Consider the following 20,442-nt stretch of genomic DNA (forward strand, 5'->3'; position numbering starts at 1 on the left):
CGCGCGTCGTTCCAAACGTCAGATCCGCCCCATGGCGGAGGCCATGGAAAACAATGCGATCCCCGTCGCAGTCGCCGCGTTGAGACTGTCGAGCTCCTCCGATTGCGGGATACGGGCGCTCTGAAAGTGCGCCAGCAGTGCCTCCGGCAAGCCCTCCCCCTCCGTGCCGATGACGAGCGCCATGCGTGCCCCGGCCGGAATGGCGCGGATGTCGGTCTTCCCATGCGGCGACAGCGTCCAGATCGCAAACCCACGTTGGGCAAGCGCCAGAAGCAGGTCCAGCGCCTTGCCGCCGCGCCGGTGCGGAACGCTCAACACCGAGCCGACCGACACGCGCAATGCCTTGCGATAGAGCGGATCGCAGCAGGTTTCGTCGAGCAGCACGGCATCCGCCCGGAAGGCGGCGGCATTGCGAAACATCGAGCCGGCATTGTCGTGGTTGGAAATGCCGCAGCCGACCAGCACCAGCGCCCGTTCCGGCAATGCGTCGAGAAGTGCTGCCTCGCCGCGGTCCTCTCGCTTGCCGAGGGCGAGAACGCCGCGATGCAGATGAAAGCCGACGACACCATCGAGCACTTCAGCCTCGGCGACATAAACCGGCACGCTAGCCGGAAACCGTTCGAGGATGGATTGCAGACCGTCGACGCGATTGCGCAGCAGCAGGATTTTCTCGGCCGAGAAGCCGCGACGTGCCGCATGCGCCTCGGCGAGCATGCGCAGCACGACAGTGCCTTCGGCGATAAAGCGGTTTTCCCGGCCCGTCAGGTCACGCTCTCTTATATCGCGAAACTCGGCAATGCGTGGGTCGTCGGCGCTGTCGATGACGATCGGGGCCATCTCGCCTCAATTCCCGGCGACGGTGACGTCGGCGACGGTGCGGCCGGTCCTCAGATCGAATACCAGCGCCTTCCTCGTGCCTTCAACCGTTTCTCCATAGAACAGGATCTGTCCCGCCGAAAACGAGGTTGACTGCACCTTGAACCCGAGCGGCAGGGAAAGGGTCGCAGCAAGCGGTGCATCCGAAGGCACACCGGAAGCTGCGGCAGTGGACGCGGTCTCCTTGGGCTCGCGCATCGTCTTGTAGACAACAGCGCCGAAGACCGCCATAAGGCTGACGAACATGATGGCGCCGGATACAATCTGCAGGCGGACCATCTTGCGCCGGACACTTTCCATCGCCGGATCAAGGGGCTTCTCTTCCTGGTCGTCTGGCTCGATTGCTGTCATCTTTGCGTTCCGTTCTAAAAATACGTCGGAGAAGAAGCGTCTTGAGCGACCCCTTTAAACAAGCAGCCGGCGTTAGAAAAGTCCTGACCGCCGATGAAACCGCCGAAGGCCGGCTCGACGCATGGCTGACCGCGCAGGTCGGTAAGGATTTTTCCCGCAGCCGCATCAAGGCGCTGATCAAGGAGGGGCTGGTTTCTTTGCGAGGCGAGCAGGTTACCGATCCGCAGCGCAAGGTGCGCGTCGGCGACAGCTTCGAAATCACCCTGCCCGAACCTGAAGACCCGACCCCAAAGGGCGAAGATATCCCGCTCGACATCCTTTATGAGGACGATGACCTTATCGTCATATCGAAACCGGCAGGTCTGGTCGTCCATCCAGGCTCCGGTAACTGGACAGGAACTCTGGTCAACGCGCTGATCCATCATTGCGGCGATACGCTCTCCGGCATCGGCGGCGTGCGCCGTCCTGGCATTGTCCATCGTCTCGACAAGGACACGACAGGCGTCATGGTCGTCGCCAAGAACGACGTCGCCCATCGCCACCTCTCGCTTCAATTTGCCGACCACGGCCGCACCATGCCGCTGGAGCGGGCTTACCGGGCAGTCGTCTGGGGCCGTCCCCGCACTCTGTCGGGAACAATCGATGCGCCTCTCGGCCGCGCCACCGGCGACCGCACCCGCCGGGCCGTCAAGCGCACCGACAGCCAGGATGCCGACGCGGCGATCACCCACTACGAAGTGATCGAGCGCTTCCAGGAGAACCCTGACGCGACCGCGCTCGCGTCGCTGGTCGAGTGCCACTTGGAAACCGGCCGCACCCATCAGATTCGCGTGCACATGGCCCATATCGGTCATCCGCTCGTTGGCGACATCGTTTACGGCGCCGGCTTCAGGACCAAGGCCAATCTGCTGCCCGAAGAGATCCGCAAGGTTGTCAATGGTTTCGGCCGTCAGGCACTGCATGCCTTCATGCTGCAATTCGAGCATCCCCGCACCGGCGAACTCAAGCATTTCGAAATACCGCTGCCGGACGATATGGTGAAACTGGTCGAGGCATTGCGACGATAAAGCGGCTTCGGGACACCGCTCTCGCCGCCTCACACCTGCGTGAGCGGCACCTTGAACCGCCGTTTCGCCATACTTATCTGTATATGGACTTAGTGCGGGCTTGGAACAAAAGCCGCACGTCCCGGTTCGCCTTTTAACGCGGGGGCGCGTTTCCATCGGGAGCCGGAATTCACTTTAGGAGGGTGCACTATGGCCCGAAATACCTTGCCGTCCATTACCGCCGGCGAAGCCGGTCTCAACCGTTATCTCGACGAAATCCGCAAATTCCCGATGCTGGAGCCGCAGCAGGAATATATGTTGGCCAAGCGTTATGCCGAGCATGGCGACCGCGACGCTGCCCATAAACTCGTCACCAGCCATCTCCGCCTCGTCGCGAAGATCGCGATGGGTTATCGCGGCTACGGCCTGCCGATCGGCGAAGTCGTCTCTGAAGGCAATGTCGGTCTGATGCAGGCCGTCAAGAAATTCGATCCCGAACGCGGCTTCCGCCTCGCCACCTACGCCATGTGGTGGATCAAGGCCTCGATCCAGGAATATATCCTACGGTCGTGGTCGCTGGTGAAAATGGGCACGACCGCAAACCAGAAGCGCCTGTTCTTCAATCTGCGCCGGCTGAAGGGCCGCATCCAGGCGATCGACGACGGCGACCTGAAGCCGGAGCACGTCTCGGAAATCGCCACCAAGCTGAACGTCTCGGAGGAGGAGGTCATCTCGATGAACCGCCGTCTCTCCGGCGACGCCTCGCTGAACGCGCCGATCAAGGCGGCCGAAGGCGACAGCGGTCAATGGCAGGATTGGCTTGTGGACGACCATGAGAGCCAGGAAGACGTGCTGATCGAACAGGATGAGCTCGAAACCCGCCGGCGCATGCTGGCCAAAGCAATGAGTGTTCTGAACGAACGCGAGCGCCGCATCTTCGAGGCCCGCCGCCTTGCCGAGGATCCGGTGACGCTGGAAGATCTCTCGGCCGAGTTCGACATCAGCCGCGAACGCGTCCGTCAGATCGAAGTCCGCGCCTTTGAAAAGGTGCAGGATGCTGTTCGCAAGGAAGCCCTGGAACGCGCCAAGGCCATTCGCGTCGTCGAAGCCACGGCCTGATCGGCTGAGCTCGAGAATTGCAAACGCCACCTCCTAGACGGGAGGTGGCGTTTTTGTTTTGTAGCGGGCGACGCCTGCGGGAAGGACGTCAAAGGGGTGCCGTGCAGCCGCCCTCATCCGACCCTTCGGGCCACCGTCTGCTGGGGAGAAGAGGAGGAGCAAGCTGCTCGCCCTCATTTCCAAAAAGAATGCTTTATGAAAGACAGGAGCTTGCCACGATTCTCTTCTCCCCAGCGGGGGTCCGAAGGACGGGTCGAGACCTGTGGCTCGACGCCAGCGGGAGCCAGCCGGCGAATGAGGAGGCCGGTGGCACAAGGCATCGAGAACCCACTCACTGGCTCGTGGAGACATCCCCGAGTGCAGTCCACTCCTTGATGGCTGTATTGAAGGCGTTCGTTCCCGTGCCCCCCTTCTCCATTGTCAGCAGCGCACGGCGGCCGTTGCGGTAGGTGATCGGAATATCGATCCAGTTGCGGGTCGACAACAGATCGAGATTGGCCTTGCGCGCATCGGGATAGTCGTTGAGCGCAATCATGTGGAAATCATCGGTGATCTTGGCCGGAACCGCGATCAGCGCGTCGCCGCGATCCTGTTCCGTGCGCTTCATCGAAATGCGCTGGACGCTCTCGATGCTGCCGCCTTCGAAATTCGGCGGCACCGAGAAGACGATCTCGACGAGATGACTTGCCGGCAGGGACGGATCGGAGTTGCGCTTGAAGGTAACGAGAGCGGAGAGGTTGCGCTCGGGAACGCTGACGTTGCCCTGCACCGTCGCCTCCTGCCGGCCGTCCTGGCCGGCCTCGTGCTGGACGCTCCAGACGACCGTTCCCTCGATGGCCGTCGGCGAGCTCTGGCCGATACGCTCCTCATAGAGGAACATTTTTTCCGACGAACCGACCGGCGCAGCCTGCTGCGGCGATGCCGTGGGACCGTTCGGCGTCAGCGTTTCGGGCGGGGCCGCATCGCCTTGCGCGCTGGCGGGCGGCGTATCCGCTGCCGCAACATTCTGTTCGGCCACCGATTTTCCTTCGGCAGTCGGCGTTCCCGGCACCGTCGCCGGACCGCTATCGACTTCAGTTCCGTCGGAAAGCAGTCGTTGCGTAAATTTGGAATTGGCCGCCGCGCCGTCATTGTTCAATGACGCCACTTGCTGGTTCGGCTGTGCCGCGGCCGGCGGCGGATTCTGCGCTTCCGGCGCAACTGGCTGGGCTGGAGTCGGCGTGGCCTGAGTCGACGTCTCGGACCCCGCCGGCGTCATTGCCGCCTCGTTTCTCGTAGCCTGCGATGGCGCCGAGCTGACAAGCCCATCGACCATCGCCACCAGCGCTTCTCTGTTCATCCAGCCGGCATAGGCGCCGCCACCGATCAGGATAAGCGCGAAGAGGAGAGTGATTATCGTGCCGATGCCGAAGCGGCGGCGCTTCGGTTCCATGCGGAAATTCTTGCCCTGCAGCTTCGAGGCGACGATCTGATCGATATCCATCGCCGGATTGGCGTCGTCATCGTCGGCGGCGATCGGACCGCGGCGGTCATAGCCACGCAGGGCCTTCGCTTCGCGCCACTCCTCGCTCGGCGCGCCGGCGGGGGGTGTAGGCTTGCCGTCGTGCACCTCCGCGAAGATATCAACGTCGTCGAAATGCGATGAAACGGGCGTCTTCTTGTCGGTGCCTGCCTCGATCGGCGGCAGGTCGTCAAAGGCAGCCTTCTCCCAGGAGAAAGCTTCCTTGGCGGCCGGCATGACAGCGGCGGGCGCCATTTTCTCGAGACTCGATATCACGTCTTCGAAGGCACGCGCCGAAGCGTCGCCGGTGACCGGCGCCGTTTCCGAATATTGCCGGAGCTCCTCTTCGGCCCATTCGGTCTCAGCATCCTTGGGCGCCGGAGCCGGCGTCTCGACGGCAGGCTCGGCCCAGACAGGATCGAAATGTCCCGCAGCATCCGCCTTCAGCGGCTCCTCGCGGCTATGTTCGACGAATTCCGCCCGATCGAAATCGGCGACCGGCTCCACGAGCCGGTTGGATGCATGCTCCATGCCGCGTGTGATCGGCTGAAACGACTCGATGGGCTCGTAAGCTGCCTCGGCCTTCGGCTCATGGCTTTCCGCCATCGCCGGTTCGGCCGCGATCTCCTGGGGATGCTGCTCATCGGCACGATGCTCGTCGGCTTCCTCGTAGGAATGATCGGCAGATGGCGTTTCGAAGCCGTGATGTTCCGGCTGCATTTCTTCGGCGGCGACGTCACGCGCCTCGCCGGCATGCCATTCCTCGGCCGGCGCCTCCTCCTCATGCGAGGGATGCCAATAGGCCTCGACGGGTGCAGCTGTCTCAGCGGAAACAGGTGCTTGTTCGGGCTCAGGTTCCGCGGAAAGGGGCTCCTCAGCCGCGACCTCTTCCTCAGTTTCCTGCCGTGCGTCGGCTTCCAGGTGATCCGGCTCGTGGGCTGCGTCGGTTGTCGGCGATCCCGCATCGGCTTCACCGGCCGGCTCGTCGACAGCCGTCTGGGGCGCAGGCGGCGACGTGCTTTCGTCAGGAACCGCTTGTTCTTCCAAGATTTCCGGCGCGGCGCCGGCGCCAGCCGCCTCATCGAGGGGCAGCGCTTCGGAGTGTTCAGCCTCCACTTCGCGGATGGCGGCCTCGAGCTTTTCGAGCTGGCGTTGCAGCATGGCTTCCGGCGGACGCGGCTTCATATTCTCGAGCTGCCGCTGCACTGCGCCGCGAGCACGCTCGTAGACTTTCACCCGCATCTCGGGGGTATTTTCAGCCAGGCCATCGACGGCCCGCCGAATAACTGCAATAAAATCCGCCATTCTTACTTTCTCAAGAAGTCCGGCCTTCTGCCGAACTGTCCTCCACAGTGGGCCGTGACCTTAATCCTCAAACGGATCGGTCACAAGTATCGTGTCGTCCCGTTCCGGACTGGTGGAAAGGAGCGCGACCGGCGCTCCGATCAGTTCTTCGACCTGGCGAACATACTTGATCGCCTGCGCCGGAAGATCCGCCCAACTGCGGGCGCCGACGGTCGATTCTTTCCATCCCTCCAGCGTGACATAGATCGGTTCGACCCGAGCTTGCGCTCCCTGGCTTGCGGGAAGATGATCAATCTGTTCGCCGTCGAGCATATAACCGACGCAGATCTTCAATTCCTCGAGACCGTCGAGCACGTCGAGCTTGGTGAGCGCGATGCCGGTGATGCCGTTGGTGGCGACCGACTGGCGCACCAATGCTGCGTCGAACCAGCCGCAGCGACGCTTGCGCCCCGTCACGGTACCGAACTCATGCCCCTTCTCACCCAGGAACTGGCCGATTTCGTCGGTTAGCTCCGTCGGGAACGGACCTTCGCCGACGCGTGTCGTATAGGCCTTGGTGATGCCGAGGATATAGCCGAGTGAGCCAGGTCCCATGCCGGAACCGGCCGCCGCCTGGCCGGCCACGGTGTTGGAGGAGGTTACGAAAGGATAGGTGCCGTGATCGATGTCGAGCAAACTGCCCTGCGCGCCTTCGAACAGGATGCGGGCGCCCTTGCGACGCTCCTTATCAAGCAACAGCCAGACCGTGTCGCGGAACGGCAGCACCCGATCGGCGATCGAGGTCAGTTCGTCCATGATCGCCTGGTGGCTGACCTCGGCGACGCCGAGGCCGCGGCGAAGCGCATTGTGATGCGTCAGGATGCGGTCGACCTTGCCGGAAAGGCTGTCGAGATCGGCAAGATCCATGACCCGGATGGCGCGGCGGCCGACCTTGTCCTCATAGGCCGGGCCGATGCCGCGGCGCGTCGTGCCGATCTTCGTGCCGCTGTTGGACGCCGCATCCTCGCGCATCGCGTCGAGCTCGCGGTGCAGCGACAGGATGAGCGTCGCATTGTCGGCGATCCGCAGATTATCAGGCGTCACCTTCACGCCCTGCGCCTCCAGCCGGCCGATCTCGGCGATCAGGGCATGCGGATCGACGACGACGCCGTTGCCGATCACAGCCATCTTGCCGGGACGCACGACGCCGGAAGGCAACAGCGAGAGCTTATAGCTCGTGCCGTCGATGACGAGCGTATGGCCGGCATTGTGGCCGCCCTGATAGCGCACGACAATATCCGCACGTTCCGAAAGCCAATCGACAATTTTGCCTTTGCCTTCGTCACCCCATTGCGAACCGACCACGACTACGTTCGTCATCCAACTCTTCCTGTTACCGGCGGAGAACCGCGCACCTGCTCAAACCCGCGCATCTATAAAGCTTTGTTTTTGGGAAAGCGACCCTGTTGTCACAGCCGATTGGGCTTTTTACGTGACAAATCAGCAGCCGGCAGTCTATTTCCCCTGGGAAAAAGCCGATTATCTCTAGCAAAGTGACGAGGAAGCACGCTCTTGCAAGCCACAGCCTATATCTGCCTCGTCATCGCCACCCTCTGCTGGGGCGGCAACTCCGTCGCCGGCAAACTTGCGGTCGGTCATATCAGCCCGATGATGCTGACCTTTCTGCGTTGGTTCCTCGCCGTCGCGCTCATCGCCTTGATATCCGTGCCGCAACTGAAGAAGGATTGGCCCGTGGCGAGGAAAAACCTGCCACTGCTCCTTTGCTACGGCGCCATCGGCTATACACTCTTCAACGCCATGCTCTACTCGGCGGTAAAATATACGACGGCGATCAACGTCGCCATCGAGCAAGCCGGCATTCCGATGCTGATCTTCCTGTTGAATTTCTTCTTTTTCCGCACTGGTATCTCGCTGGCGCAATGTTTCGGCTTCGGCATGACGCTGCTGGGCGTGGCGCTGACGGCTTCCCATGGCGACCTCGCCACGCTGCTGCAATTGCAGCTCAACCGGGGCGACGGGCTGATGCTGATCGCGATTGCCGCCTATGCGCTCTACACCATCTTCCTGCGCTGGAAACCGGCGGTGGATTGGCGCACGCTGATGGCCTTCCCCGCCCTCGCCGCCATGCTGACCTCGCTGCCGCTGCTTCTTTGGGAGATCGCCCGCGGCGTTGCGCAGTGGCCGGACCAGGCCGGTTGGAGCATCACCTTCTATACGGCGATCTTCCCCTCATTGCTGGCGCAGATCCTATATATCAAGGGTGTCGAGGCTATCGGCGCCAACCGCGCCGGTCTCTTCATCAATCTCGTGCCGGTGTTCGGAACACTGCTCTCAGTCGTTCTGATTGGAGAACGGCTTCAGTCCTTCCATATGATAGCGCTGATGCTGACGCTCGGCGGCATCGCGATCGCCGAAAAGGGCCGACCGAAAGCGTCCGCTCCCACCGTGCCCGCCTCGCCCGTGGACTAGCTAACCAAGCTCCAGCGTCGTCACTCCGAAGACATGCTTCAACGGGATGGCTGGCGCTGGTCCCCGATACATCCGCATGGTCTCGAACACCGGCTGGAGGCCTATGCTTTCGGCAAGCGCGATAGCCTCGCGGTTTTCGACGGGGATGTCGATGAAGATCTGAGCGCCCTTTGCTTCGGGGATTAATTCGACAAGCAGCGCCGCGGCGCTGTCTGCATCGTTGGCGAAAAGCGGGCCGATCTTGTAGCCTTCATAGCAGCGGCGGATCGTGCCGTAGCCGCGGATCTTGTGGCTTTTGCGGACCACAGCCGTACGCCGCCCCTTACGGCTGCTGCACCACGTGGCGAGGAAGGCATCCCGCGGCTGCGGAAAGATCGCCGCATCATAACGCTGCAGCCCTTCCAGGCGTGAATCCAGCGCCGGCTGCGCGACAAGCGTCGAGCCCGGCAAAGAGGAGGCAACGCCGCCGTAACGAATGGTGGAATAGGCGGGCTCAAAGCCAGCCTTGCGATAATTCCCCTGCTGCGCGGCAACGGCGTCGAGACCGATCGTCCGACCTTCCGCCGTGGCGATCCCCGCTTCCCAAATCGCCTTGCCATAGCCCTTGCCGCGGAAATCCGGGTGAACGATGTAGAGGCCGAGAAAGGCGAAGCTGTCGCCATATTTGACGACTGAGAGCGAGCCGACGGGGACTTCACCGACGGAGCCGACGAAAAATCCCGACGGATCGGCTTCGAGGAATGCAAACGAATCGTCGAGACCCGGGTTCCACCCCTCCTGACGCGCCCATTCGAGCACGAGTTCCAATTCGCCGGGCCGCATCGAACGAACGGCAAATTCCGAATTCATGCGCCCTTCCCAGATTGAATGTCCCGCAAGTCCATCCCGCCAACGGCAAAGCAATTGTCAGGTCACCGCCACCGCACCTGCGAATGATGGAGAAGCAGCGCCGATGGTCTTGACCACGCCTATAGTCGTTTTCAGTAAGCTTCGTTTCCGCATTACCATGAAACAATGCCGTTGCAAGCTCAAGAAAATTACTTGGCGCCCAATAATCGTCCTGCCGGCGCGAATAAATGTCGCGCCGAAACCTCTCGCTTACTCAACCCCGAAGACCAAGAAGCATTTCAGCGGAAATCAGCCACCTATCGCTGCCCTTTGCTTTTCCACTCCGCCCGCGAGCGAAGGGAACAGCCGGTCTGTCTGGGCTGCCGGCGCGGGATAGCCGAACGCATAACCCTGCAGACCGTCGCAACCCAACTGCGCCAGCACCGCGGCGTGTGCCTCGGTCTCTATGCCCTCGGCGATCACCTCGACATCGAGCGCCTTGGCGATCTCGACGATTGATCCTACGACGCGCCGCTGCTCGTCCGAGCTGACGACCTCAGCAACGAGTTGCCGGTCGATCTTCAGCCGCTTCGGCCGCAGCTTGACGAGACCGATGAGCGAGGCATGGCCCGATCCGAAATCGTCGATTTCGATGTCGATGCCCAGCTGTTTGATGTCATCGATATGATCGAGCAGCTTTTCGTCGCTGTCGTCCAGGAAAATCGTCTCGACCAGCTCGAACACGACTGCGCCCGGCGGAATATCGAGCTTCTTCAATTTGCCGAGCAGCGCCGGATCGGCAAGGCGCGACGCCGAAATGTTGACGGCGATGCGCGGAACCGCAACGCCCCGCAACTGCCAGGACAACCGGTCTTCGAGAACGCTCTTCAAAATCGCGGCGTCGATCTCGGCCGCAAGCCCGTGCTCGTCGGCGACCTTGAGGAACACCCCCGGCGCAAGCACGCCCTTCTCGGGATGTTTCCAGCGGGCCAGCGCCTCGAAGCCGATCACCTCGCGCGTTTGGGCGTCGAGCTGCACCTGATAATAGGGAACAATCTCGCCGCGATCCAGACCGAGCTTGAGCTCTTCAGCCAGGCGGCGTTTCGATCGCAGATCTTCCTGCAGTTGCCTCGTAAAGAATTCGATGCGGTTGCGCCCAAGCTTCTTGGCTTGATAGAGCGCCAGGTCGGATTCGGCCAGGAGGTTGCGTGCCCGCCGATCGCCGCTCCATGAAACGCCGATCGATGCACCGGATTGCAGCATCTCTTGACCGAAACGGATCTTCTTCCGCAGCCGCCGCTGAACATCCTCTGTGATCAATCTCAATTCCGCGAGATCGGCGAAATTGACGAGCACGATAACGAACTCGTCGCCGCCAACGCGGGCAACCATACCGTTCGCGGGAATGGCAGCGGTGATGCGAAGGGCCGCGGCCCGCAGCACCGCATCGCCGGCCGCATGGCCGTGGCTGTCGTTGATCTGCTTGAACTGGTCGAGATCGAGATGCAGGACGCCAAGCGTCGTGACGCTCCGGTCCGCCGGCAGCTCTGCGAGCCGTTTGTCGAGCAGGCGGCGGTTCGGCAGACCGGTAAGGTAATCATGATCGGCAACATGCTCGATGCGCGCATTGCTTTCCTCAAGCGCCAGCGCTCTCGCCTCGGCCACCATCTTCTGTCGCTCGAGTTCCGCGTTGAGCTGCACGTCGGCCGTCACATCCCATTCGGCGCCGATGAAGGAGGGCGCCCCCTCCGCATCCACATAGAAATGCGCCCGCGAGCGAAGGTGGCGGATCTCGCCGCTCGGCAGCACGATCCGGAATTGCGAGTCGTATGCGCCTCGCGCCGTGATCGCCTGTTCGAAATCGCGTTCGGCCCGCTCGCGGTCATCAGGGTGGATCGCATTCGACCAGAACCATGCCGGCACATGTCGGCATGTCTCGCCGGTTTCGTAGAGCCGGTGCATCTGCGCATCCCACAAGATCCCGCCCTTGGCGATGCTGTACTCCCAGACTCCGATCCGGGATGCATCGAGGGCGAGTTCGAGCCGGCGCAGAAGATCCTGGAACTCTTGTTCGGATCGTGTGGCTTTGTTTTCTGACAACGCGGTCTCAGCCTTGGAAGCTTCCTTAATTGCAATATGGTCTCAAGCCGGCATTAAAGAAGCCTTGTGCGGACGCCCGAACTGGTCACTAGGTGAACTGTTCGTTACGACGTTCCTTTTTGGATCATGAGATTGCAATCTGCGTTCAAACCACATCAATGGTTGTGCCGTGGCGTGTTTTTCGCGATCTGGCGGAACTCCGAAGCCCCCTCTAAAACCGCGCCGTCAGACAGTTGCGTGACCGAGCGGCGGTAGATCCGCTGCCACGGCGTCGCATCCGCCGGCACCGCCGGAATGCCGTCGGCCTTGCGCCGCTCGATCTCGGCGTCATCCACCAGCATGTCGCAGCGCCCCACATTGAAATCGATGCGGATGACATCGCCGGTCCGAAGCCAGGCGAGGCCGCCACCGGCTGCACTTTCCGGCGAGGCGTTGAGAATCGATGGACTGTCGGCGGTGCCCGACTGACGGCCGTCGCCGATCGTCGGCAGACTCCGGATGCCGCGTTTCAGGAGATGATCCGGCGGCTGCATGTTGACGACCTCAGCCGATCCAGGCCAGCCGAGCGGCCCCGCTCCGCGGATGACGAGGATGGTATCCTCGTCGACGCCGAGTTCAGGGTCGTTGATGCGCCTGTGATAATCCTCGGAACCATCGAAAACCACCGCCCTGCCCTCGAAAACACCTTCCCGCCCGGGCTCCAGAAGATAGCGCTGGCGGAAATCTTCCGAGACTACGCTCATCTTCATGATCGCGAAATCGAAGAGATTGCCCTTGAGGACGAGGAAGCCCGCCCGCTCCTTCAGCGGTTCGTCGAAAGGCCGGATGACCTCGCGGTCGCTGGCCTGGTGGCCTTTCAGGTTCTCGGCCATCGTCCTCCCCGTCACCGTGCGACAGTCGCCGTCGAGCTTTCCGGCCTGCAGCAGCTCCCACATGATCGCCGGCGTGCCGCCCGCGCGGTGATAGCGCTCGCCGAGATAGGCGCCCGCCGGCTGGACATTGGCCAGAAGCGGGATATCGAAGCCGTGCACCTGCCAGTCATCGGGATAAAGTTCGACGCCGGCGTGCTTGGCCATGGCAGCCAGATGCGGCTGCGCATTGGTCGAGCCGCCGATCGCCGAATTGGTGCGGATCGCATTGAGGAACGCGGCCCGCGTCAGGATATCCGATGGCTTCAGATCCTCGAACACGATCTCGACGGCGCGCCGTCCGGTGCGGTAGGCCATCTGCCCCCGCTCCCGGTAGGCGGCCGGAATGGCGCCGCAGCCGGTGAGCGATAGGCCGAGTGCTTCCGCCAGCGCATTCATCGTCGAGGCGGTGCCCATCGTATTGCAGTGACCGACGGATGGAGCCGAATCGAGCGCCGCCTGCAGAAACTCCTCCCGATCGATTTCACCGGCCGCATATTTCCGCCGCATCCGCCAGATGACGGTGCCGGAGCCGGCCAGTTCCCCCTCGTGCCAGCCATCGAGCATCGGCCCGCCGGAGAGCACGATGGCCGGAATATCGACTGTCGAAGCAGCCATGATTGCCGAAGGCGTGGTCTTGTCGCAGCCGGTGGTCAACACGACCCCGTCGAGCGGATAGCCGTAGAGGATCTCGACAAGGCCGAGATAGGCTAGATTGCGGTCGAGGGCGGCGGTCGGACGCTTGCAGTTCTCGAAGATCGGATGCGTCGGAAATTCGATGGGGATGCCGCCAGCGTCGCGAATACCGTCACGCACGCGCTTGGCGAGCTCGACATGCACCCTGTTGCAGGGCGTCAGATCGCTACCGCTCTGGGCAATTCCGATGATCGGCCTGCCGGACCGCAGTTCTTCCGGCGTGATGCCGTAATTCATGAAACGCTCGAGATAGAGCGCCGCCATGTCAATATGATCGGGATTGTCGAACCAATCCTGCGAACGCAGGCGGCGCTTCTTCGGTTGGCTGTCCGTCATCATCATCCTCCCGATCGGCTATTCTTCTCTTTGAAGTCGAGAAGCGAAGCACTGCATTCCGTCACCATTTCCGCAACCGCGCCGGCTTGCCCGCATCGACTACCCGGATGGTGGAGATGGAGCCGCGCCGATCCTCCCATCTGCTATCCGTCTTTGATAGTCCCCTCGTCCACGGTTGCAACCGTTTTGATGAACGTAACGCATTTTCGTCGGGTGTCGGAAATCGATACGGGCGAGAACCGAAGTTCCCGCCCGATTTACTCGACAAAGGAAGATTGAATTCCGTTTATTCCGCTGCGAGCCGGATGACCTCGGCCTCTTCCTCCTTGTGCTCGTCCGGCTTGTGCTGGATGAGCGGACGGTTGCCCGTCAGCCGTCGCAGCAGCACGTAGAACACCGGCGTCATGAAGATGCCGAAGAAGGTCACGCCGATCATGCCGGAGAACACCGCGACACCCATGGCGGCACGCATTTCCGCGCCGGCGCCCGTGGAGGCGACCAGCGGCACGACGCCCATGATGAAGGCCATGGAGGTCATGAGGATCGGGCGAAGGCGAAGGCGACTGGCCTCGACCGCCGCCTCCCGCGGCGTCCTGCCCTCGAACTCCAGTTCGCGGGCGAATTCCACGATCAGGATCGCGTTCTTCGCCGAGAGGCCGACTAGCACCACGAGACCGATCTGGGTGAAGATATTATTGTCTCCACCGGTGAGCCAGACACCCGTCAGCGCGGCCAGCACGCCCATCGGCACGATCATGATGATCGCCAGCGGCAGGGTCAGGCTCTCGTACTGGGCAGCCAGCACCAGGAAGACCAGCAGCAGCGCCAGCGGGAAAACGACGACGCTCGAATTACCGGCCAGAATCTGCTGATAGGTCAGATCCGTCCATTCGAAGTCGATGCCGGCAGGCAGTGTCTCGCGAAGGATCTTCTCGATTGCCGCCTGCGCCTGGCCGGACGAAAAGCCCGGTGCCGGACCGCCGTTGATATCGGCGGCGAGGAAGCCGTTGTAACGGTTGGCGCGTTCGGGACCGGTGCTCGGCTCCACCTTCAGCAGCGCCGAAAGCGGGATCATCTCGCCCGATGCCGAACGGACCTTCAGCTGCCCGATATCTTCCGGCTGGGCGCGGAATTTCGCATCGGCCTGCACCCGGACGCTGTAGGTGCGGCCGAACGCATTGAAATCGTTCACATAGAGCGAGCCGAGATAGATCTGCAGCGTCTGGAAGACGTCGGTGACGGAAACCCCGAGCTGCTCGGCCTTGGCGCGATCGAGATCGGCATAGAGCTGCGGCACGTTGATCTGGAAGCTGGAGAACAGCCCGGCAAGTTCAGGCGTCTGGTAGGCCTTGGCAAGCACTGCCTTGGTCGCCTCATCGAGCGCCTGGTTGCCCAAGCCTGCGCGATCCTCGATCTGCAGCTTGAAACCGCCGGTCGTGCCGAGACCGTTGACCGGCGGCGGCGGGAACATGGCGATGAAGGCATCCTGGATGGCACCGAATTTCTGGTTCAACGCCATGGCGATGGCGCCGCCAGAAAGATCCGGCGTCTTACGCTCCTCGAAATCCTTCAGCGTCACGAAGACGATGCCGGCATTCGAAGAGTTGGTGAAGCCGTTGATCGACAGGCCGGGGAAGGCGATTGCATTGGCGACGCCGGGCTGCGCGAGCGCGATATCGGTCATGCGCTTGATGACGTCTTCCGTGCGGTCGAGGCTTGCGGCATCCGGCAGCTGAGCGAAGCCGATCAGATACTGCTTGTCCTGCGACGGCACGAAGCCACCGGGAACCGTGGTGAACATGCTGTAGGTCGCGCCGACCAGCGCCAGGTAGACCACCATGACGATGCTCTTGCGCGACACCAGGCCGCCAACACCTTTGCCATAGGCATTCGAGCCTGCGCCGAAGAGGCGGTTGAAGCCACGGAAGAACCAACCGAAGATCGCGTCCATGAACCGCGTCAGCCAGTCCTTGGGCGCGTCGTGGCCCTTCAGCAGAAGGGCGGCGAGGGCCGGCGACAGGGTCAGTGAGTTGAAGGCCGAGATGACGGTCGAGATCGCGATCGTCAGCGCGAACTGACGATAGAACTGACCCGACAGGCCGGAGATGAAGGCGAGCGGCACGAATACCGCGACGAGCACCAGCGCGATCGCGATGATCGGACCGGACACTTCCTTCATCGCCTTATAGGTGGCCGCGCGCGGCGACAGGCCATGCTCGATATTGCGCTCGACGTTTTCGACGACGACGATCGCGTCGTCCACCACGATACCGATGGCAAGCACCAATCCGAACAGACTGAGCGCGTTGATCGAGAAGCCGAAGACATACATGACCGCGAAAGTGCCGATGATGGAGACCGGAACCGCGATCAGCGGAATGATCGAAGCGCGCCACGTCTGCAGGAAGACGATGACGACGAGGACGACGAGCGCGATGGCTTCAAGCAGCGTGTCGATGACCTTCTCGATCGAGGAGCGGACGAATTTCGTCGTATCGTAGACGATCTCGTATTTGACGCCCTCAGGCATGGCCAATTGCAGTTGATCCATGGTTGCGCGCACGTTGTCGGCGATTTCGATCGCATTCGACCCGGGCGCCTGAAGGGCGGCCACGGCGACGGCCGGCTTGCCGTCGAGCAGCGACCGCAACGTATAGTCGGCGGCGCCAAGCTCGATGCGGGCGACGTCGCGAAGGCGGGTGATCTCGCCATTGGCGCCCGTCTTGACGATGATGTTGCCGAACTCCTCGGGCGTACGCAGGCGGCCCTGGGCATTCACGTTGAGCTGCAGGTCGACGCCCGGCTGGCTCGGCGAGGCGCCGATAATGCCGGCGGCCGCCTGGACGTTCTGCGAGCTGATCGCGTTGCTGATGTCGCTGGCGGCGAGTTCATGCTCGGCGGCCTTCTGCGGGTCGATCCATACACGCATCGAATAATCGCCGGCGCCGAACACCTGCACCTGGCCGACGCCGGGGATGCGGGCAAGCCGATCCTTGATGTTCAAGGTCGCGTAGTTGCGAAGATAGGTGATGTCGTGGCTGTTCCCGTCGGAGACGAGGTTGACGACCATGATGAAGTCGGGCGAGCTCTTGACTGTCGTGATCCCGAGGGCGCGCACCTCCGCCGGCAGGCGCGGTTCGGCCTGCGAAACGCGGTTCTGCACGAGCTGCTGTGCCTTGTCAGGGTCGGTGCCGAGCTTGAAGGTGACGGTGACATTGAGCACGCCATCCGACGTCGCCTGGCTCGACATGTAGAGCATGTCCTCGACGCCGTTGATCTGCTCTTCGAGCGGTGTCGCCACGGTTTCGGCAATGACGCTCGGATTTGCGCCGGGATAGGTGGCGCGCACGACGACCGACGGCGGCACGACGTTGGGATACTCGGAAATCGGCAGCGCCCGCAGGCCGATCAGGCCGGCAACGACGATGAGGACCGAAAGAACGCCGGCAAAGACCGGCCGGTCGACAAAGAATCTGGAGATGTTCATTTCAAAGCCCTCTCCGGGGTGAACATGGATGCAAAGTCCCTCTCCGGCGGGTGAGGCGCCGCCGGCGGGTCATATTATTTCGGGTATCGGCCTTCCCCCGCAGGAGAAGGCGGGATCTTACTGAGCGGTCGCGACCTTCTCTTCCATCTGCGGAACGACGACGGCACCGGGACGGATGCGCTGCAGGCCGTTGACGACGATCTTCTCGCCGGCCTTCAGGCCACTTTCGACCACCCGCTGCCCCTCAGTCAAAGCGCCGAGCTGCACCTGCCGGTAGGCGACCCTGTTCTCACCGTCGACGACGAAGACGAATTTCTTGTCCTGGTCGGTGCCGACGGCGCGGTCGCTGATGACGATCTTGTTCTCGGCCTTCGGCTGGCCCATGCGCACGCGCACGAACTGGCCGGGGATGAGACGTCCGCCCGGATTATCGAAGACGGCGCGCACACCGATGGTGCCGCTCGATGCGTCGACCTCGTTGTCGATCAACTGCAGCTTGCCCTTGATCGGCGTGCCTTCGTCGGCGAGCGTGCCGACCTCGACCGGAATCTCTTCGACGGGCGGCAGGGCGCCGTCCGTCTGCGGCAGCTGGGCGAGAGCGCGGGTCACCATCTCTTCGCTGGCGTTGAAGCTCGCATAGATCGGATCGACCGAAACGAGCGTCGTCAGCGCAGGCGAGGCCGATCCGGCCGCAACCAGGTTGCCTGTCGTCACCTCGATCTTGCCGACGCGGCCGGCAACCGGCGCCCGTACCTGAGTATAATCGAGATTGAGCTGGGCAGACTGCAACGCGGCTTGTGCCGAACGCAAGCCTGCCTGCGCCTCGGCCAGCGCGCTCTGGCGCTGATCGAGATCGCTCTGGGAGATGGTGCGGTTATCGGAAAGCCTGCGGCCGCGGTCAAGCTCGGTCTGCGCCAGACTGACCTTGGCTTCGGCCGAAGCCACCTGGCCTTGGGCCTGCGCCACGCTCGCCTGGTAGGGAGCCGGATCGATGGTGAAGAGCAGGTCGCCCTGCTTCACCAGCGCGCCCTCACGGAAAGCCACCGAAAGGATCGCGCCTTCGACACGGGGACGGACCTGGACACGATCGACCGCTTCGAGACGGCCGGAGAAGGTCTCCCAGGCCGTCACGTCGCGGGCTTCGACCACGGCCACCGTCACCGGTACGGCGGGAGGCTGCGCGGGAGCGGAAGCTGCCGTAGCCGTCGTGCTCATCGGCAGCTCGAAAAACAATGCAGCGCCTGAAACGGACGCAATAAGTCCTATGCCGGCGCCCACGAGGGCCCAGCGCTTGCTTCTGGACGTCATCAGTACTCTCCTTGCGGCCCCAGGCCGCCAAAATATCAGATCTTCTTCAATGCAATTGCGGTTGGACGCTTACGTCCTGTAGGAAACGTCCGAAATGGCGGCTGACGTGTTCCTGCCAGTCGGGTGCCTCCCCAGATTTCCCACCATAAATCGAGGGCCAGCCCGTCCCGGCGGGAAGGACATGCTGGCGCACACCGACGCCGGCCTTTTTCAGGCGGGCACCGTAACCGAGTGTTTCGTCGTGCAGAGGATCGTCCTCTGCGGTGAATATCAGCGCTGGCGCGACGCCTGAAAGACGCGAACAGAGACAGGGGGCCGCGTAGGGGTGGCAGCCGCCACCGCTCAGATAATGGCTCCAGCCGTCCGCCCAGCGCTGTCGCATGCCGATCGCTTCGGCCTTGCGGATCGACGACGTGCCCATGAAGGGATCGAGCAGCGGTGAAATCAGTACCTGGCCGTCGAGCGCATCCGGCATCTCATCGCGCGCCTTGAGCGCCACTCCGGCAGCGACGTTGCCGCCCGCCTCCTCGCCGGCGACGAATAGCAGCGACTTGCGGTCGCCGAGACCAGCGGCGCGCTTGTTGGCGAGATAGGTGAAAACGGAGAAGGAGACTTCCAACGCCTTCGGAAAGAGGTTGCCGGACAGTGTGCTGTAGTCGACGGCGGCGACGATGGCGCCGGCTTTGGCGAGACTGACGGCAACCGGCCGGTCGACATTCGTTTCGCTGTCGAGAAATGCCCCCCCATGCAGGTAAAGCACGATCGGCGGACCCTTGCCGTAATCGGCGCCTTGGTAGACACGCGCGGAAACGGGGCCGATGGCCACCTTATCCAGCATCATGTCCTTCCATTCTACCGTCATCGATCCTGTCTCTTTTGCACGCAACCGCCGGGCACACAGCACCTGCCGCTTGCATTTCGTATAAAAAAGATATTGTTATTCAGAACAGGGAATAAGAAGCAATATCGCGATAACACTGTTCCGATTCTCGAATAATGGTGCAACGCAAACTGCGGACTTGAAACCGATGGATCAACTTTCGGCAATGCGCGTCTTCATCCGCGTCGTGGAGACGGGCAATTTCACCCGCGCCGCCGACATGCTCGCAATGCCCAAGGCGACGGTGACCAATCTCATCCAGGGCCTGGAAGCGCATCTGCGCACCAAGCTTCTGAACCGCACCACGCGACGGGTCATGGTGACCACGGACGGCGCGCTTTATTACGAACGCGCCGCCCAGATCATCTCCGAGCTAGAGGAACTCGACGGCAGCCTCTCCAACTCGCAAAGCTTGCCGAGCGGGCGGCTGCGCATCGAGATGAGCGGCGCCTTTGCTGACGCCATCGTCGTTCCGGCACTTTGCGATTTCTACCAACGCTATCCCGACATCCGTCTGGATCTGGGGGTCAGCGACCGCACGGTGGATTACCTGGTCGAAAACGTCGATTGCGCGCTGCGGGCGGGCACGCCCACCGATCAGTCGCTGATAGCCCGGCGCGTTTCGGAGATGGAGCTCGTCACCTGCGCTTCGCCGAGCTACATTCAGAAATTCGGCATGCCCGAACGGCCGGAGGATTTGGAGGCCACGCACTACTCCGTCAGTTATTTCCGCGCCCAGAACAACCGGACCCTGCCCTTCGAATTTCGCAGGGGCAACGAAATGGTCGAGACTACCCCGCGCTGCATCGCCTCGGTCAATGACAGCCGCACCTATCTGACCGCGGCCCTGACGGGCCTCGGCGTCGCGCAGGTGCCGACCTTCATGGCGCGTGAACCGATGCGGCGGGGCGAACTCGTCCGCGTGCTGCCGGACTGGCGCCGCGATCCGGTGCCGCTTTATGTGGTGTATCCACCGAACCGCCACCTCAGCAACAAGGTCCGCGTCTTCGTCGATTGGCTGGTCAAGCTCCTGGTCGAGGCCAAGCTGAACGATTTCTAGAGCATGTCGCGCGGCGGCAAAACAGAGACGGCCCGGAAGGCAAGAGAAACCTTCGACGGGCCGCAAATTTTGAACATCGGACCTGTCGCGCCGCAGACTGGGCGCGGCAGGCTCTGGAGGTTCGGGAGAGAGCGTCAGGGAACTCCACTCTCTCGCGATAAAGTAACTATAG

14 protein-coding genes are annotated in these 20,442 nt (G+C 62.4%); 4 read left to right on the forward strand and 10 right to left on the reverse strand.

Annotated elements, in window-relative coordinates:
• Positions 1 to 18: 18 nt before the first annotated feature.
• On the reverse strand, positions 19 to 837 hold the full coding sequence (locus tag HJB91_RS25160) for an RNA methyltransferase (RefSeq protein WP_210630076.1): 819 nt from the start codon (positions 835 to 837) through the stop codon (positions 19 to 21).
• A 6-nt stretch (positions 838 to 843) separates the two neighbouring features.
• Positions 844 to 1,227 carry a hypothetical protein gene (locus HJB91_RS25165; protein ID WP_064804557.1) on the reverse strand — a complete coding sequence of 128 codons (384 nt, stop codon included), beginning with the start codon at positions 1,225 to 1,227 and terminating at the stop codon, positions 844 to 846.
• A 41-nt stretch (positions 1,228 to 1,268) separates the two neighbouring features.
• On the opposite strand from HJB91_RS25165, the gene HJB91_RS25170 reads away from it, so the two are divergent.
• The gene (locus HJB91_RS25170) at positions 1,269 to 2,294 is read left to right on the forward strand and encodes an RluA family pseudouridine synthase (RefSeq protein WP_221156058.1); all 1,026 of its coding nucleotides are present in this window, start codon (positions 1,269 to 1,271) and stop codon (positions 2,292 to 2,294) included.
• A 189-nt stretch (positions 2,295 to 2,483) separates the two neighbouring features.
• Complete coding sequence (gene rpoH / locus HJB91_RS25175; protein WP_020922112.1) at positions 2,484 to 3,392, forward strand: RNA polymerase sigma factor RpoH; 909 nt, start codon at positions 2,484 to 2,486, stop codon at positions 3,390 to 3,392.
• A gap of 331 nt (positions 3,393 to 3,723) precedes the next feature.
• On the opposite strand, the gene HJB91_RS25180 is transcribed toward rpoH, so the two are convergent.
• The gene (locus HJB91_RS25180; protein ID WP_221144659.1) at positions 3,724 to 6,198 is read right to left on the reverse strand and encodes a hypothetical protein; all 2,475 of its coding nucleotides are present in this window, start codon (positions 6,196 to 6,198) and stop codon (positions 3,724 to 3,726) included.
• Between the two features lie 60 nt (positions 6,199 to 6,258).
• A complete protein-coding gene (locus HJB91_RS25185; RefSeq protein ID WP_210630071.1) occupies positions 6,259 to 7,557 on the reverse strand; it encodes an adenylosuccinate synthase in 1,299 nt (432 codons plus the stop codon).
• A 192-nt stretch (positions 7,558 to 7,749) separates the two neighbouring features.
• Here HJB91_RS25185 and HJB91_RS25190 point away from each other — a divergent pair, with 192 nt between their 5' ends.
• Positions 7,750 to 8,667 (forward strand): DMT family transporter, encoded by a 918-nt coding sequence (locus HJB91_RS25190; protein WP_221144657.1) that lies wholly within the window; start codon positions 7,750 to 7,752, stop codon positions 8,665 to 8,667.
• Here the strand turns inward: HJB91_RS25190 and HJB91_RS25195 are convergent, their stop codons facing one another.
• The 6 genes from HJB91_RS25195 to HJB91_RS25220 form a co-directional block, all read right to left on the reverse strand.
• Positions 8,668 to 9,516 (reverse strand): GNAT family N-acetyltransferase, encoded by an 849-nt coding sequence (locus HJB91_RS25195; protein WP_221144655.1) that lies wholly within the window; start codon positions 9,514 to 9,516, stop codon positions 8,668 to 8,670.
• Between the two features lie 288 nt (positions 9,517 to 9,804).
• Entirely contained in the window at positions 9,805 to 11,595 is a 1,791-nt protein-coding gene (locus HJB91_RS25200) for a bifunctional diguanylate cyclase/phosphodiesterase (protein WP_210630066.1), read from the reverse strand.
• Between the two features lie 155 nt (positions 11,596 to 11,750).
• On the reverse strand, positions 11,751 to 13,535 hold the full coding sequence (locus HJB91_RS25205; RefSeq protein ID WP_221156059.1) for an IlvD/Edd family dehydratase: 1,785 nt from the start codon (positions 13,533 to 13,535) through the stop codon (positions 11,751 to 11,753).
• A 286-nt stretch (positions 13,536 to 13,821) separates the two neighbouring features.
• Positions 13,822 to 17,022, reverse strand: coding sequence for an efflux RND transporter permease subunit (locus HJB91_RS25210; protein WP_183699072.1), 3,201 nt, complete (start codon positions 17,020 to 17,022; stop codon positions 13,822 to 13,824).
• A gap of 117 nt (positions 17,023 to 17,139) precedes the next feature.
• The gene (locus HJB91_RS25215; RefSeq protein WP_221156060.1) at positions 17,140 to 18,330 is read right to left on the reverse strand and encodes an efflux RND transporter periplasmic adaptor subunit; all 1,191 of its coding nucleotides are present in this window, start codon (positions 18,328 to 18,330) and stop codon (positions 17,140 to 17,142) included.
• 46 nt (positions 18,331 to 18,376) lie between these two features.
• On the reverse strand, positions 18,377 to 19,192 hold the full coding sequence (locus HJB91_RS25220) for an alpha/beta hydrolase fold domain-containing protein (protein ID WP_183699068.1): 816 nt from the start codon (positions 19,190 to 19,192) through the stop codon (positions 18,377 to 18,379).
• 166 nt (positions 19,193 to 19,358) lie between these two features.
• Here HJB91_RS25220 and HJB91_RS25225 point away from each other — a divergent pair, with 166 nt between their 5' ends.
• Entirely contained in the window at positions 19,359 to 20,270 is a 912-nt protein-coding gene (locus tag HJB91_RS25225) for a LysR family transcriptional regulator (RefSeq protein ID WP_183699066.1), read from the forward strand.
• Positions 20,271 to 20,442: the final 172 nt, after the last annotated feature.

This window comes from Rhizobium sp. NLR10b (genome assembly GCF_019685435.1).
Taxonomy (GTDB): Bacteria; Pseudomonadota; Alphaproteobacteria; order Rhizobiales; family Rhizobiaceae; genus Rhizobium.

Excerpts from the sequence above, each read along its gene's own strand:
- HJB91_RS25160 (WP_210630076.1), bottom strand. The coding sequence starts at position 837 with ATGGCCCCGATCGTCATCGACAGCGCCGACGACCCACGCATTGCCGAG.
- HJB91_RS25165 (WP_064804557.1), bottom strand. The coding sequence starts at position 1,227 with ATGACAGCAATCGAGCCAGACGACCAGGAAGAGAAGCCCCTTGATCCG.
- rpoH (WP_020922112.1), top strand. The coding sequence starts at position 2,484 with ATGGCCCGAAATACCTTGCCGTCCATTACCGCCGGCGAAGCCGGTCTC.
- HJB91_RS25180 (WP_221144659.1), bottom strand. The coding sequence starts at position 6,198 with ATGGCGGATTTTATTGCAGTTATTCGGCGGGCCGTCGATGGCCTGGCT.
- HJB91_RS25185 (WP_210630071.1), bottom strand. The coding sequence starts at position 7,557 with ATGACGAACGTAGTCGTGGTCGGTTCGCAATGGGGTGACGAAGGCAAA.
- HJB91_RS25195 (WP_221144655.1), bottom strand. The coding sequence starts at position 9,516 with ATGAATTCGGAATTTGCCGTTCGTTCGATGCGGCCCGGCGAATTGGAA.
- HJB91_RS25205 (WP_221156059.1), bottom strand. The coding sequence starts at position 13,535 with ATGACGGACAGCCAACCGAAGAAGCGCCGCCTGCGTTCGCAGGATTGG.
- HJB91_RS25210 (WP_183699072.1), bottom strand. The coding sequence starts at position 17,022 with ATGAACATCTCCAGATTCTTTGTCGACCGGCCGGTCTTTGCCGGCGTT.
- HJB91_RS25215 (WP_221156060.1), bottom strand. The coding sequence starts at position 18,330 with ATGACGTCCAGAAGCAAGCGCTGGGCCCTCGTGGGCGCCGGCATAGGA.
- HJB91_RS25220 (WP_183699068.1), bottom strand. The coding sequence starts at position 19,192 with ATGACGGTAGAATGGAAGGACATGATGCTGGATAAGGTGGCCATCGGC.
- HJB91_RS25225 (WP_183699066.1), top strand. The coding sequence starts at position 19,359 with ATGGATCAACTTTCGGCAATGCGCGTCTTCATCCGCGTCGTGGAGACG.